At 53.2% G+C, this 14,356-nt stretch carries 13 protein-coding genes; 11 read left to right on the plus strand and 2 right to left on the minus strand.

Annotation, left to right across the window (positions count from 1 at the left end):
• The first annotated feature begins 71 nt into the window (after window positions 1-71).
• Both ACRCWW_RS18700 and ACRCWW_RS18705 read left to right on the plus strand, forming a co-directional pair.
• Window positions 72-1,610 (plus strand): YjjI family glycine radical enzyme, encoded by a 1,539-nt coding sequence (locus ACRCWW_RS18700; protein ID WP_438683726.1) that lies wholly within the window; start codon window positions 72-74, stop codon window positions 1,608-1,610.
• A complete protein-coding gene (locus ACRCWW_RS18705; protein WP_438683727.1) occupies window positions 1,582-2,445 on the plus strand; it encodes a YjjW family glycine radical enzyme activase in 864 nt (287 codons plus the stop codon). The genes ACRCWW_RS18700 and ACRCWW_RS18705 overlap by 29 nt, the downstream gene beginning before the upstream one ends.
• Here the strand turns inward: ACRCWW_RS18705 and ACRCWW_RS18710 are convergent.
• Both ACRCWW_RS18710 and ACRCWW_RS18715 read right to left on the minus strand, forming a co-directional pair.
• Entirely contained in the window at window positions 2,440-3,717 is a 1,278-nt protein-coding gene (locus ACRCWW_RS18710) for a NupC/NupG family nucleoside CNT transporter (protein ID WP_438683728.1), read from the minus strand. The two genes, ACRCWW_RS18705 and ACRCWW_RS18710, sit on opposite strands and share 6 nt — an antisense overlap.
• A gap of 161 nt (window positions 3,718-3,878) precedes the next feature.
• Window positions 3,879-4,658: a TatD family hydrolase gene (locus tag ACRCWW_RS18715; RefSeq protein WP_438683729.1), complete on the minus strand. Its 780-nt coding sequence runs from the start codon at window positions 4,656-4,658 to the stop codon at window positions 3,879-3,881.
• 436 nt (window positions 4,659-5,094) lie between these two features.
• On the opposite strand from ACRCWW_RS18715, the gene ACRCWW_RS18720 reads away from it, so the two are divergent.
• The 9 genes from ACRCWW_RS18720 to ACRCWW_RS18760 all read left to right on the plus strand — a co-directional run bounded on the left by ACRCWW_RS18720 (window position 5,095) and on the right by ACRCWW_RS18760 (window position 14,331).
• Complete coding sequence (locus tag ACRCWW_RS18720; RefSeq protein WP_438683730.1) at window positions 5,095-5,649, plus strand: fimbrial protein; 555 nt, start codon at window positions 5,095-5,097, stop codon at window positions 5,647-5,649.
• Between the two features lie 76 nt (window positions 5,650-5,725).
• Window positions 5,726-6,286, plus strand: a complete 561-nt coding sequence (locus tag ACRCWW_RS18725) for a fimbrial protein (RefSeq protein ID WP_438683731.1) — start codon at window positions 5,726-5,728, stop codon at window positions 6,284-6,286.
• A gap of 59 nt (window positions 6,287-6,345) precedes the next feature.
• Window positions 6,346-7,050 (plus strand): fimbria/pilus periplasmic chaperone, encoded by a 705-nt coding sequence (locus ACRCWW_RS18730; RefSeq protein ID WP_438683732.1) that lies wholly within the window; start codon window positions 6,346-6,348, stop codon window positions 7,048-7,050.
• Window positions 7,051-7,144: 94 nt separating this feature from the next.
• Entirely contained in the window at window positions 7,145-9,727 is a 2,583-nt protein-coding gene (locus ACRCWW_RS18735; RefSeq protein WP_438683733.1) for a fimbrial biogenesis usher protein, read from the plus strand.
• Window positions 9,724-10,266, plus strand: coding sequence for a fimbrial protein (locus ACRCWW_RS18740; RefSeq protein ID WP_438683734.1), 543 nt, complete (start codon window positions 9,724-9,726; stop codon window positions 10,264-10,266). The genes ACRCWW_RS18735 and ACRCWW_RS18740 overlap by 4 nt, the downstream gene beginning before the upstream one ends.
• A gap of 9 nt (window positions 10,267-10,275) precedes the next feature.
• Complete coding sequence (locus tag ACRCWW_RS18745) at window positions 10,276-10,803, plus strand: fimbrial protein (RefSeq protein WP_438683735.1); 528 nt, start codon at window positions 10,276-10,278, stop codon at window positions 10,801-10,803.
• The gene (locus tag ACRCWW_RS18750) at window positions 10,796-11,497 is read left to right on the plus strand and encodes a fimbria/pilus periplasmic chaperone (protein WP_438683736.1); all 702 of its coding nucleotides are present in this window, start codon (window positions 10,796-10,798) and stop codon (window positions 11,495-11,497) included. The genes ACRCWW_RS18745 and ACRCWW_RS18750 overlap by 8 nt, the downstream gene beginning before the upstream one ends.
• 4 nt (window positions 11,498-11,501) lie before the next feature.
• A complete protein-coding gene (locus tag ACRCWW_RS18755; RefSeq protein ID WP_438683737.1) occupies window positions 11,502-13,220 on the plus strand; it encodes an O-antigen ligase family protein in 1,719 nt (572 codons plus the stop codon).
• 43 nt (window positions 13,221-13,263) lie between these two features.
• Entirely contained in the window at window positions 13,264-14,331 is a 1,068-nt protein-coding gene (locus ACRCWW_RS18760; protein WP_438683738.1) for a fimbrial protein, read from the plus strand.
• The last annotated feature ends 25 nt before the right edge of the window (window positions 14,332-14,356 follow it).

A 14,356-nucleotide genomic window follows, 5' to 3' on the forward strand; every position in this document is an offset into this window, starting at 1 on the left:
GATGGGATCAAAAGCCCCACCGCTGCTTTTCTCTACAATGCCCTCATCGCCAACGCGTCTGAGGATCTTCTATGTCTGACTCATTTGAACAACGTTGCCAGAACATTGTGACAAGCCAAACCTTAAGCCCGGAACAAAAACGTCATTTCCTGGCCCTTGAAGCTGAAAATGCTCTGCCCTACCCGGCCTTAACGCAAAGTGCTCAAGCGGCGCTGGATGAAGGCGTCATTTGCGATATGTTTGAAGGACATGCGCCTTTCAAGCCTCGCTATGTCTTACCCGACTACGCGCGCTTCCTGGCTCACGGCTCGCAGTGGCTGGAGCTTGAAGGCGCAAAAGATCTGGATGACGCGCTCTCGCTGCTGACGATCCTTTTCCACCATGTCCCTTCCGTCACCTCGATGCCGGTGTATCTGGGCCATCTGGATCAGATCCTTTCGCCGTATGTTAAAATTCTAACACAAGAAGAAATCGATATCCGCATAAAACGTTTCTGGCGCTATCTCGACAGAGTCCTGCCAGACGCCTTTACCCATGTGAATATCGGCCCGCTGGATACGCCAGTAACACGAGCCATTTTACGTGCCGATGCCGAACTCAAGCAGGTTGCACCAAACCTGACCTTTATCTACGATCCCGAACTTACGCCGGAAGATCTGCTGCTGGAGGTGAGTAAAAACATCTGCGAATGCAGCAAACCGCACATCGCTAACGGACCGGTGAATGATAAAATTTTCACAAAAAACCACTACGGTATTGTCAGCTGTTACAACTCGCTGCCGCTGGCCGGAGGTGGCAGCACGCTGGTGCGCCTCAATCTGAAAGAAGTGGCAAAACGCAGCGCCTCAACGGAAGACTTCTTTAACGTCCAGCTTCCACACTTTTGTCGCCAGCAAATCAGCATTATTGATGCGCGCTGTTCGTTCCTCTATGAACAATCACACTTCTTTGAGAATAGCTTCCTGGTGACGGAAGGGCTTATGGATCCGCAGCGTTTTGCGCCAATGTTCGGCATTTATGCCCTCGCAGAAGCCGTGAATGAGCTGTGTGAGAAAACAAACAGCGCGGCGCGCTACGGGAATGATGAGGAAGCGAATACCCTCGGCTGGCGCATCAGTGCCTGGCTTGCAGCGTTCGTCGAAAACACCCCAGTGAAATATGGCTGGCAGCAGCGCGCGTTGCTGCATGCTCAATCCGGGATCAGCTCCGACAGCGGTACTACGCCGGGCGCGCGCATTCCTTACGGCAGCGAACCCGACCCGGTCAACCACTTGCTCACCGTTGCGCCCCACCATGCGTATTACTCCTCCGGCATCAGCGATATTTTAACGCTCGATGAAACAATTAAACGCAATCCACAGGCTGTCATGCAGCTGTGCCTCGGCGCTTTTGCATCAGGGATGCGCGAGTTTTCCGCCAACGTCAGCGGCAACGATCTGATTCGCGTCACGGGGTACATGGTGCGGTTATCCGATCTGGAAAAATATCGCGCAGAAGGTTCGCGAACCAATACCACCTGGCTTGGCGAAGAAGCAGCACGCAACACCCGCATTCTGGAACGTCAGCCAAGAGTAGTGAGCCATGAGCAGCAGATGCGCTTTAGTCAGTAAGGTTATCCCCTTCTCCTGCGTCGACGGCCCCGGTAGCCGTCTGGCGCTGTTCTTGCAGGGCTGTAATCTGCGCTGTAAAAACTGCCACAACCCGTGGACGATGGGGCGCTGCAACGACTGCGGAGAATGCGCAGTACATTGCCTGCACGACGCCCTTACGTTTCAGGCGGGTCGGGTTTACTGGCAGGAAGCGAACTGCCAGCAGTGCGATACCTGCCAGAAAATGTGTCCGCAGTCCGCCACGCCGATGGCGCAAACCCTGTCGGTGGAAGATGTCCTGAAACAGATTTCACGCGCAGCACCGTTTATCGAAGGCATTACCGTCAGCGGCGGTGAAGCCACCACTCAGTTGCCGTTTATCTGCGAACTCTTTGCCGAGCTGAAAGCCACGCCTGCGTTGCGCCATCTCACCTGCCTGGTGGACAGCAATGGTGAGCTTGGGATAAACGGTTGGGAAAAACTTAAACCGCTGTGTGACGGCGTGATGGTGGATTTGAAAGCCTGGGAAGACGGCACGCACCTGGCGCTGACCGGGCGAGGAAACGGACGAATCAAAGAAAGCATCCGCTGGCTGGCAAAACAGGATCTGCTGGCTGAATTGCGCCTGTTGGTGATCCCGGATCACACCGATTATCTGCGCTTTATAGAGCCGTTAAGCCTGTTTATTCGGGAACTGGGGGAACTGCCGATACGGCTGAACGCGTTTCATGCTCACGGCGTGTATGGTGAAGCGAAGGGATGGCGTAGCGCCTGCGCCGAGGACGTAGAGCCTCTGGCACAGGCGCTGAATGCGCGGGGGATAAGCAACGTTATCCTCCCGGCACTTTACTTATAGCGCAAGGAACACGCCGGCGATGGTGGCGCTCATCAGGTTTGAGAGCGTCCCTGCCGCCACCGCTTTCAGGCCGAGCTGAGCGATATCGTGACGACGGTTCGGTGCCATGCTGCCCAGGCCGCCAATCAGAATGGCAATGGACGACAGGTTGGCAAAGCCACACAGTGCGAAGGAGATGATCGCTTTGGTGTGAGCCGAAATCACCTGCAGACCCGCAGCGGCGACCACCGCGTCCTCTTTCAGGTATTCACCAAAGTTCATGTACGCCACGAATTCGTTAATGATCAGCTTCTGACCAATAAACGAACCAGCCACCATCGCTTCACTCCATGGCACGCCAATCACCCACGCCAACGGAGAGAACACCCAACCGAGGATCAGTTGCATAGAGAGCTGTGGATAATCGAACCAGCCGCCGATACCGGACAGAATGCCGTTCAGCAACGCAATCAACGCCACAAACGCCAGCAGCATGGCACCCACGTTCAGCGCCAGTTGCATCCCGGAAGCAGCACCAGAAGCCGCCGCATCCAGCACGTTGGAAGGCCTGTCGATATCCGGGTTCTGTTTTTCCAGATCCGGGGAATCGCTTGGGGTTTCTGTTTCTGGCAGGATGATTTTCGCAAACAGCAAGCCACCCGGTGCCGCCATAAACGACGCTGCAATCAGGTATTCCAGCGGAACGCCCATCTGGGCATAACCCGCCAGGACAGAACCCGCGACAGACGCCAGACCACCGCACATGACTGCAAACAGTTCAGAACGCGTCATGGTGGCAATATAAGGACGCACCACCAATGGCGCTTCCGTTTGACCAACGAAAATGTTCGCGGTGGCAGACAGTGATTCCGTACGGGACGTTTTCAGCACTGCACGCAGACCGCCACCCAGAAGACGGATAACAAACTGCATGATGCCGAGGTAGTAGAGCACGGCGATCAGTGAGGAGAAGAAGACAATAACTGGCAGAACACGCAGCGCGAAGATAAAGCCGCCGCCGCCAAAGACTTCGAACATTTTGTCGGAAACCAGGCCGCCAAACAGGAAGCTGATCCCTTCGTTACCATAGGCGATAACGTTTGCGACACCTTCCGACATAGCCAGCAGAACCTGGCGACCCGCGGGAACGTAAAGAATCAATGCGCCGATACCGATCTGAATCAGCCAGGCACCGATAACGGTACGCAGGTTGATGGCACGGCGATTACTCGACAGCAGCACGGCGATGGCAAGCAGCACCACCATGCCAATCAGGCCCATAAGGATTTGCATACAGAGTCCCTGTGTATTGAAAGTGATAAAAGAGGAGACGAATTCAAGCCCGGCGATTATAACGATCCGTCACTATTCTGTGTGTACGCGTCACACGTTTCAGGCAATAAAATGAATGCAATAATAAATTATGAGATATACGTCACTGAAATTAGCGCCAATTATAACCTCGCAAATAGTTTCAATGCGTTATCAGCAAGCGTTTCGGCAATTTCATCTGGAGATTCGGAACGTAGCTCACACAGGCACTCAAAAACACGAGCGGCTTGTTCCGGACGATTTGGCTGCCCCTGAAAACCATTAAGCGGCATATCTGGTGCATCAGTTTCCAGAAGCAATGTAGAAAGTGGCAACTGCGCCATAACATCGCGGGTTTTGCTGGCGCGCGGATAAGTAATCGTGCCGCCTACACCGATGCGGTACCCCAACTGAACGAAGCGTTCAGCCTGTTGAAGGCTGCCTGAAAATCCGTGAACAACGCCCGTTCGCGGGAGATTGTGGCGTTTAAGCAACATCGCCAGTTTGTCGTGCGTACGACGTGAATGAAGGATGACCGGCAGATCAAAGCGTTTCGCCAGTTTGAATTGCTCTTCGAGGAAACAGACCTGGCGGTCAAACTGAGGCTCGTCACGGTAAAGATCGAGGCCGATTTCACCGATGGCCACCAGCTTTTCCGGCTTTGTTGCGATCTGCGCTGCCAGCAGCTCAAGGCTCCTTTCCGTGTGTTTTTCAACGACCACAGGATGAAGCCCAAGCGCGGCATAGAGAGGCGAGTATTTCGCTGCCAGCGAAAGCACACGCTCAAAACTTGACGCTTCGGTCGCAGGCACGATGATTTTTTCCACACCCGCCGCTGCCGCCTTTGCCAGACTGCCTTCGACATCATCAACAAACGGGGGAAAATCAAAATGACAATGGGTGTCGATAAACTGGAAACTCACGTTACACCTCAGGGCTGTTAAAATACTTCTTTAAAGAATATCAAGTATAGGATCCTGAGGCGACGTCTTTCTTTTTCCCTTATAAAACAAGAAAAGAACAGATATTCTTTTAATTTCAATTTCATTAAATATGAGTATTCAAAAAATTAAATTCAATCTAATTACCCAACCCAAAGACAGTAACGCCCTGGTTTTAAAATAGATAACAATTTAAAATTAAATTCATTAGAGTAAATTCTATATTTTTCAATAAGTAAAATCAATACACTGAAATTGCATGATTGTTCAATTATTGACGCACAAAGAAATTTAATTAATCATCCGCCTCCTAAAGTGAATTCGGAAAATATTTACGACTGCTTCGTCATAGATGCATTTCGATGTTCACGCTGTAGGTACACTCTCAAGTATCAAATCAAATGGAATGGTTATATTCATGAAGAATAAAATTTTAGCAGTAGCGGTTACCGCAATTCTGGCAGGTGCAAGCATCAATGTTGCTCAGGCAGCAGGCTCTGAAACCACGGTTTCTGGTGGCGTTGTTAACTTCAATGGCTCTGTCGTTGATGCAGCCTGTGCTGTGAATGCTGACTCCATCAACCAGACCGTACAGATGGGCCAGGTTCGTCTGAAGCGTATGGATTCAGAAGGTGCGACCTCCGGTACAAAAGTGCCGTTCAACATCATCCTTCAGGATTGTGAGTCTTCTGTCAGCTCTCAGGTTGCTGTGATCTTCAAGGGCACCACTGACGCCACTGTGCTAACTGCGCTGGCAAACACCGCAGGCCAGGGTGCCGCGCAGCAAGTTGCGCTGCAGCTGTACGATCAGGCAGGTGCTGAGCTGACGCCAAATGTTGAACAGACCACACCTTTCACGCTTCACGACGGTGTGAACAACCTGAACTTTAGCGTTGACTATGTCGCAACAGGTACTGCGGCTACCGCAGGTACAGTAAGCGGCACCACCACGTTCGACCTGCATTACCAGTAAGAAATTATGCAGCCCCTTCAGGAAAAGTCTGAGGGGCTGCATCTCAGGCATACGTTTATTGCAAAAGGATCGTGCGATGCGTGTCAGTTCTGCACTCTTCACCCTGGTTACTGTTGTCGGCAGCTGCGCGTTGTCAGCCTACAGCCCGGCAGGACTGGCTAACAAAGAAGTCTGGATCGCGGGTGGAAGACTCAATTTTCACGGTGGCGTGGCTGATGCTGCTTGTGCCGTAGACGCAGCCAGCGCGAATCAAACCGTCCAGATGGGGCAGGTGCGCAAAGAAGCCTTTCACAGTATTGGCGACTGGCAGACCCCCACCGATTTTCAAATCAAGCTTGAAGATTGCAGTACCAGCGTCAGTAAAAATGCCGCGGTCATGTTTACCGGACTCACTGACGGTAAAGATCCTCAGGTTTTTCAGGTCAGCGCAACAACAAATGCAGCCCAGGGTATCGGGATTGGCATCTTTGATTCGACGGGTTCGCTCGTTGTTCCTAATTCGACTCCTTTGAGAAGCACAAGACTTCTTGATGGAGAAACCGTCTTGCACTACAGCGCTAAATATCGGTCCACGGACCTCGTTGTGAAGCCTGGCATTGTGCAAACAGAAGTGTGGTTTAATATTTTATATCAATAGATTAGCCACATTCTATTCGGATTCATCTCTCTTAAAAACTGAATATTTTGTAGGCTACTATGAAGACTTTGACTAATACCGCACATCGCTGTTTCAATATCACACTCGCAGCAGCCGCCCTCATGCTCTCCGTGCAAGCCGCACACGCAGGCGGCATTGCCCTCGGCGCAACCCGAGTGATTTATATGCAGGGTGAGAAGCAGGCCACCCTCCCTATCATTAACTCCACCGATAAAGGGACGTTCCTCATTCAGTCCTGGGTAACCAAAGCGGATGAAACCAAGTCGACAGACTTTGTGCTGACGCCACCGCTGTTCGTCATTCATCCCAAAAAAGAAAATACCTTACGGATAATGTACACCGGCCCACAGCTTGCGACGGACAAAGAGAGCCTGTTTTACCTGAATGTGAAGGCGATCCCTTCTGTCGACAAGAGCCAGCTGCAGGGCAACACCCTGCAAATTGCGACTCAGAGCGTCATCAAGCTCTTCGTTCGCCCGAAAAATTTACCGACGCCGGCCATCGATGCGCCGAAAGCCCTGACCTGCAGCGTCAGTGGTAACAATCTGGTGATCAAAAACGCCTCTCCTTACCACGTAACGATGGTGAACCTGTATGTCGGGGGCCAGAGAGTCCATAACACCATGGTGCCACCAAAAGGAAAGGCACAGACCACTATTCCTGGCGGGAAAACGGGCACCGTGACGTTTGAATCGGTGAATGATTTCGGCGCAAATACACCAAAACAGACCTGTACCCAGTAGCGGGTGATATTAATGGGTAAGGGTTGAATAGATAACAATGTCTACGAATCGATTATTCTGTCCTGCGAGGCTATTTCGACTCACGCCTCTGGCAATGCTGGTCAGCCTTTTTCCACTGGAGGGGCTGGCTGAGAACTATTTCAACCCGGCCTTCTTATCCGCAGATCCGGATGCCGTGGCTGATTTATCGCATTTTGAAAGCGACAGCCAGGCGCCGGGCGTTTACCGCGTGGATATCTATCTGAATGAGAAGTTTCTCGACTCTCGCGATATCCTTTTTAAAGCCAGAGAAAAAAACGCAGACACCACGGAGAACGCGAAGGCCACAACCGGCGATGGTACCGGCCTTTATCCGTGCCTGAAAATCAAGTCGCTGGAAGCGGCTGGCGTTAACGTTTCCGCCATCGAATCCTTTAAGGGTAAACAGCACGATGAGTGCGTGAATATCGAAGAGTATATTCCTGCCGCGCAGTCCAGTTTAAACTTTGAACAATTACGCCTTGATCTCAGTATCCCCCAGGCCGCCTTAGCGAACCAGATTCGTGGCTATATCCCACCTGAACGCTGGGACAATGGGATCAATGCGTTATTGCTTAATTACCAGTTCACCGGCTCAAACAGCCACAAGCGTACCGAAGAGGGAAAAGGCACTGATACCAGCTATTTTCTTAACCTTAACAGCGGGCTAAATCTTGGCCCCTGGCGCTTACGCGATACCTCTACCTTCAGCTACAACAAAGAGAACGGGCGCAGCGAAAAGGACTGGGAACACATCAGCACCTACGTTGAGCGAGCGATTATTCCATTCAGAAGCACGCTGGTTGTAGGCGACACCTATACCAACTCTGATATTTTTGACGGAATGACCATCCGCGGAGCGAAGCTGGAAACAGATGAAAACATGCTTCCGGACAGCCAGCGCGGCTTTGCCCCGACCGTGCGCGGCATCGCTAAAACCAACGCCCAGGTCACCATCAAGCAGAACGGCTACACCATTTACCAAAGCTATGTGCCGCCCGGCGCTTTTGAAATTAATGACCTTTACGCCACCTCTTCCAGTGGTGACCTTGTCGTTGAAGTCAAAGAGAACGATGGCAGCACCAATAGCTATACCGTGCCCTACTCTTCCGTGCCTTTATTACAGCGTGAAGGGCATGTGAAATATTCCGTCGTCGGTGGACGCTATCGCAGCAGCAGCGATCAGCAGGATGACGTCGACCTGGCGCAGTTCACCCTCATCTGGGGCTTACCTCACGGCATTACCACCTATGGTGGCGCCCAGATGACCAAAAACTACCGCTCGCTGGCGCTCGGACTGGGTTTTAACCTGGGTAGCTACGGTGCCGTTTCCGCCGATATTACCCAGGCCCACAGCACCCTGATGGATGACACTGAACACCGCGGACAGTCTTTGCGTTTCCTGTACGCGAAATCCCTGAATGAGGTAGGCACAAACATCCAGCTGCTGGGCTATCGTTACTCGACAAAGGGCTACTACAGCCTTGCAGAAACCACCTATCGTCATATGTCGGGATATACCGTCGATACGCAGGATGGTCCGGAAGAGTATGAACCCTCGTGGACGGACTATTACAACCTTTACTACAACAAACGCGGCAAGATTGAAGCGAACCTTTCGCAGCAGCTGCATGAATATGGATCGCTGTATCTGACGGCCAGCCGCCAGAGCTACTGGAACACTGACGAAACCAATACCCTGGTGCAGATGGGCTACAGCGGCTCGATCGGTTCGGTCAACTATAACCTGAGCTACAACTACAACAAGTCACCGGGTTCAGAGGATAAAGACCAGATCTTCGCGCTCAATTTCTCCCTGCCGTTAAGCCAGTGGCTGTCGCCGGGCGGCGGGACAACGATGTCTCAACATAATATGTACGCGACGATGAACACCAGCACTGACGCGCATGGCAACATGTCTCAGAGTGCCGGTCTGGGCGGTACACTGCTTGACGATAACAACCTCGATTACAGCATTCAGCAGGGCTACAGCAACCATGGTGGTGCGCTGAATGGCTCGGCCAACATGAGCTACAAAGGCACCTATAACCAGGCAAACGTGGGTTACAGCTATAGCGATCACGGCGATTATCAACAGGTTAACTATGGCCTGTCAGGCGGTATTGTCGCCCACCGCCATGGTGTGACCTTCAGCCAACCGCTGGGTGATACCAACGTGCTGATTGCAGCGCCTGGCGCTTCGGATGTGCATATTGATGGCAATAACGGCCTTCGCACCGACTGGCGTGGCTACGCCATAGTGCCTTACGCCACCAACTACCGCATGAACCGCATGTCGATTGATACCAATACGCTTAAGAATAATGTTGATATCGAGGATTCGGTGGCGACCGTCGTGCCAACCAAAGGCGCGCTGGTGTTAGCGGAATTTAAGGCACATGTCGGTATTCGTGCACTCATTTCGCTGATGCGCAACGGGCGTCCTGTGCCGTTTGGCGCGACCGTCTCTCGCGATGACGAAGGCAGCAGCAGTCTTGTGGGTGACGACGGTCAGGTCTATCTCACCGCGCTGGCGCCGAAAGGAAAACTCATGGCTCAGTGGGGAGAAGGCAGCGAGTCGCAGTGCGAATTCGACTACGTACTGCCCGCCGATGCTGAAGAGCAATTGATGACCAAACTGACGGGGGAGTGCAAGTGAGAAACCCGGCCCTCAAATTCGTGCTCGCCCTGAGCTTAATCGGCGGTGCCCTCAGCACCGCTTATGCGGACGATCTTCCTTACAACTTATTAATCTCCGGGACGATCATTCCCCAGACCTGCGATGTAGAAAGTGACAGCCAGAGTCAGACGGTCACCATTGGCGATTTTTCTCCGTCTGATTTTCCAGGCGTTGGCAGCGTGAGTACCGCTAAAGATTTTCAAATCAAGCTGACCGGCTGCACAGCGGGCATTACGGGCGCAAAAGTGGCCTTTACCGGCAATGCCGATGCGACTGATCCGACCCTGCTGGCCTTAAGCGATACCGGCAGCACCGGCAGTATGGCAACTGGCATCGGCGTTCAGATCCTCGACAGTAGCCAAAAGGTTATTCCGATAAACAATGCTGATTCGGATGTCTATGCCCTCCAGGAGGGCGACAACCAGCTCAACTTTGCCCTGCGCTACAAGTCAACGGCCGCCACAGTCACCAGCGGTGAGGCAACTGCGGTGATGTATTTCGACCTCAACTATCAATAAGGACTGACGATGAACCTGAAAGCGCTTTTATTGGTAGCCATCAGCGGATGTCTCTCACTTTCCGCGACTGCTCACGCAGCAGGTGGAACCATCAATGTAGCGGGCCATATTCTCGACAACACGTGCGTTGTCGCCGTTGACTCAGAAAACATTACCGTCAAACTCGGCGACGTGGCGAGCAAAGACCTCAGCGAAGCAGGGAAGACATCCTTGCCACAGGCCTTCACCATCAATCTGGAAAAGTGCGGCGGTTCGGCCAGTAACGTCAGCGTGTCGTTCGAAGGTACGCCGGATGCCAACAATACCGATTTGCTGGCCATCGCTGCCGGAGCGGGTAACGCCAGCGGGATCGGGATCGCTCTCTACGATCAAAGCAACAGCCTCATTCCAATCAATACCGTGGGAGAAAGCACCAAACTGATCCCCGATCAGGCAACCGTGGCGCTACTGTTTTACGCCAACTTTATGGCTAACGGCCAGCCGGTGATCGCAGGTACTGCCACGGCCTCAGCGACGTTTACCCTTCATTATGCGTAATTTCTGCCTCTGTCTGCTTTTGCTTTGCTTCACGCTCTCCAGCCGCGCGGGTATCGTGATTGGCGGCACCCGCTTTATCTATCAGGAAGGCCAGCCCAGCCTTGGCGTAACGCTGCGTAATACCAGCACTCGTCCATGGCTGGTGAATACCCATATCTACACCAACGGGCAGTGGGCTGGCACCATCGCGCCGATGGCAAAGCAGAATCCGTTAACATTTAGCGCTATCCCTCCGCTGTTTACCCTCCGGTCCGGCGGGGAAAATGCGTTACGCATCATTCAGGTGGATCCGAATTTGCCCAAAGACAGGGAATCGCTCTTTACTCTGAGCATTGCGGCGATCCCCTCCGGCCACAGCGACGGGAATTCAGTTCAGATGGCCGTGCGCTCGGGCCTGAAGCTGATTTACCGCCCCTCAGGTCTGAAGGGAAAGGGGGAAAAAGCCTGGCAGCAGCTGAAATGGACGCAGGCCGGGAAAGCACTCCAGGTCGCCAATCCAACTCCCTACTACGTCACCCTCTTTAATCTGAAAATCAATGGCAAGATACAGCCTGATGCCGGGGTGGTTGCGCCTTTTAGTCAGCGTAAAGTGGAAGGTTGCGCACAAAGTGCAGGGTGCCAGATCCAATGGCAAACCCTGAACGACTACGGCAAAGTGATGCCCGCCGTCACCGCCTCCCTGGGCCGTGGGTGACAGCATGACGATGTCCACTTACTCCCCGCATTTCACAACTACGCGCGCAGGGGCAAGTTTTTTGTTTGTGCTGGGAATGGCGATTTATTGGCTGATCGTCATGCATCTCCCGCTGAGCAATGTCGGGGGGAGAGGCGTTCAGCTTCCGCTCAACAGCCTGAGCTGGGCCAGTATTCTGTCGCTGATTGCCCTTTTCTGGGTCTTCCCTTCCTCTTGTTCCAGAGCCACTTTTCCTGTCCCGGCGATGCTCGTCGGTTCAGTGCTGCTCACCCTGCCTCTGCTGTGGTCGCCCACGCGCGAAATGCGGCTGAATGGCGCAACGGCCATCGCCGGACTCTGGGGAGGATGTTTATTTATCCTGACTCTGCTGCGTTGCTCGCTGTCAGGAAAATCCCGCCATCTTTTACTCACTTGTATGGCGCTGGCCGGGATGATTCAGGGCAGCCTGGTGCTGATGGAATTGTACGGCCGCCCGGAGTGGCTCCCGGCAGTCTGGCAAACCTTCATTGCAAAGTATGGTCGTGGTGGCGTGGGCGTGTTCCAGCAGGTCAATGTCACCAGCAGTTTTTTAGCGATGGCACTGACCGTTGCCATGCTGCAACTCACCAACCGTGAAGCCCGCCTGACGCATCCTCGCTTCGAAAAAGCGCGGCAGACAGTGCTCGGTGCGGCGGTGACATTCCTCACCATGATCCTTGTGCTGCTCTATTCCCGCACGGGCTGGCTGGCCTGTGCAGTCGTGGCGGCTGGCATGATCTTTCTGGTGCTTCGCTCGCCGTTTCGCCATCAGGCACACAACGGCAAATTACTTTGCCTGCTGCTGGTAGCGGGCGGGGTGGCCGGGCTGCTGCTGCTCAATATGTCGGTCACCCGGGCGCTTGAGCTGCATGAGGGTTCTAACCTTCAGCGGATCCTCACCTTACGAAACACGCTGACGTTAAGCCTTCAGCATCCGTTTATCGGTCATGGGGCTGGCAGCTATGAAGGCCTGTATCAGAACTGGCTGGCGGCGTTACCTGGTGGAAATCCCGGTAAGGAAATCATGGCCCATCCGCACAATGAGCTGTTGTATCAGTTCTTTGAGGGAGGCTTTGTCGCCTTAGCCGGGGCAATTATCTGGTTCTGTCTGTGGTTGCGCCAGGGGTTCAAAGTCGGCAATTTACAGCAGGCCGGAGCCTGGCTTGCGATGGTACCCGTTCTGCTGCATACCCAGCTTGAGTTTCCGCTCTACTACTCGGTTCCGCACTGGCTCACGCTGTTGCTGCTTTTCCGCTTATCGCTGCGTGAAGAAGAACTTACACAACCCACCAGTAAACATTCCGCAGCAAGTCTGATCATGCATGGTGCGATGGCCAGCATTGCCATCGCCGGTGCTGCCCTGGCCGCCCTGACCTTCCACGCTAATCAGGTGATGGATTTACTGGAGGACCAGAAGCTCGCTACGCCTCAGGTCATCAGAACATTGTCTGTTCCCTGGGCTGCCCGCCTGCGCTATCACCACGACCTGGATTTACTGACGCTGATGGAATTCCGGCAAAAGCAGGATCGGCAGGCTCTGGAGACTTTCACGCAAAACAATGCCTTATGGCTGAGCGTCCATGCGGATGCCGATATGTATCAAAACCAGATAGCCGTGCTGGCTTTCCTGCAACGGCGCGATCAAGCCAAAGCCTGGAAGGAAAAAGCCCGACGCACTTTCCCGTGGGATGAGCGCTTTCAGTAAACCGCCCATGATGACTTTAACGTTTAACAAAAGCTGCACTCTTATGATGAGAAGATTAATCAACTTAACACTTTCACTGCTGTGCCTGGTCGGCCTGTTATCGGGCGTAGCCCAGGCTGATACTGGCCCCTGTAACCCGGAAGGGGGGACGGTTTCAGCCAGTTATGACTACGGTAACAACACCATTACCGAACCTGATCAAAATGCCGTTGGTACCATCATCCCAGCTATTGTGCTTCAGGCTCCGAGTGGCTCGATTAACATCGTCTGTAGCTGCACGGGTGGGCCTTATCAGTGGTTATGGCTTTGGGGAGATACCACTTTACCCCTTGAAGAGACCATCAATGGGCTCAACTACTTTGGCGTGCCTGGTAATGAATATCTTCAGGTCGCACTGGAGTCCAATACCAGCGGAGGGACCTACTACTCCTTCCCCTTTGATGGCAAACACAACTACTCCGCTACCAAAGCGTACAAATGCGGTGCTAGTAACGCAATTGCAATCGGCAGTACGCACACAGGCAGCATGCTGCGCGTCACGCTGAGAATTAAGAAGTCCTTTATCGGCAGCTCTTATCTGGCCAGTACTTATGTAGGCTCCACCTACTGGACCATCGGCGATGTAGCCGCCCCGAGCCATGGCTCTATTGCCGCAGTAGATATGTACATCTCAGGCAGCGTCACTGTGCCACAAAACTGTACGGTAAACGCAGGTACGCAGATTGTTGTTCCTCTGGGCGATATTTTCAGTGGCGATTTCACCACTGCGGGGGATAAGGCCAAAAACTATACGCCTAAGACCTTTAACGTGCCGGTGGAGTGCAACAGCGTGAATGCTTATGCGCAATTGTCGCTCAGGGTGCAGGGCACGCCATCTTCGTCTCAACCCCAGGCTCTTGAGACCGGGAATCCGGATGTTGGTATTGTGATAGCAGACAGCGATGGCAAAGTGTTAGCGCCTAACGACGCCACCACCAGCACGCATTTTACGCTCGATGCATCCAGTAAAGCCAACGTATCGCTGCAAACCTACCCGATTAGCACCACGGGTAAAGCACCGGGCGAAGGCACATTTTCCTCTCTTGCACTGCTGCGCGTCGATTTCGACTGATTGCCCTGCGGCGTGGCAGTTCGCC

This window comes from Scandinavium sp. (assembly GCF_051650185.1).
Classification (GTDB): Bacteria; Pseudomonadota; Gammaproteobacteria; order Enterobacterales; family Enterobacteriaceae; genus Scandinavium.

Coding starts and splice junctions, on each gene's coding strand:
- ACRCWW_RS18730 (WP_438683732.1), top strand. CDS start 6,346: ATGAAGACTTTGACTAATACCGCACATCGCTGTTTCAATATCACACTC.
- ACRCWW_RS18760 (WP_438683738.1), top strand. CDS start 13,264: ATGATGAGAAGATTAATCAACTTAACACTTTCACTGCTGTGCCTGGTC.
- ACRCWW_RS18745 (WP_438683735.1), top strand. CDS start 10,276: ATGAACCTGAAAGCGCTTTTATTGGTAGCCATCAGCGGATGTCTCTCA.
- ACRCWW_RS18700 (WP_438683726.1), top strand. CDS start 72: ATGTCTGACTCATTTGAACAACGTTGCCAGAACATTGTGACAAGCCAA.
- ACRCWW_RS18735 (WP_438683733.1), top strand. CDS start 7,145: ATGCTGGTCAGCCTTTTTCCACTGGAGGGGCTGGCTGAGAACTATTTC.
- ACRCWW_RS18725 (WP_438683731.1), top strand. CDS start 5,726: ATGCGTGTCAGTTCTGCACTCTTCACCCTGGTTACTGTTGTCGGCAGC.
- ACRCWW_RS18755 (WP_438683737.1), top strand. CDS start 11,502: ATGACGATGTCCACTTACTCCCCGCATTTCACAACTACGCGCGCAGGG.
- ACRCWW_RS18720 (WP_438683730.1), top strand. CDS start 5,095: ATGAAGAATAAAATTTTAGCAGTAGCGGTTACCGCAATTCTGGCAGGT.
- ACRCWW_RS18710 (WP_438683728.1), bottom strand. CDS start 3,717: ATGCAAATCCTTATGGGCCTGATTGGCATGGTGGTGCTGCTTGCCATC.
- ACRCWW_RS18750 (WP_438683736.1), top strand. CDS start 10,796: ATGCGTAATTTCTGCCTCTGTCTGCTTTTGCTTTGCTTCACGCTCTCC.
- ACRCWW_RS18705 (WP_438683727.1), top strand. CDS start 1,582: ATGAGCAGCAGATGCGCTTTAGTCAGTAAGGTTATCCCCTTCTCCTGC.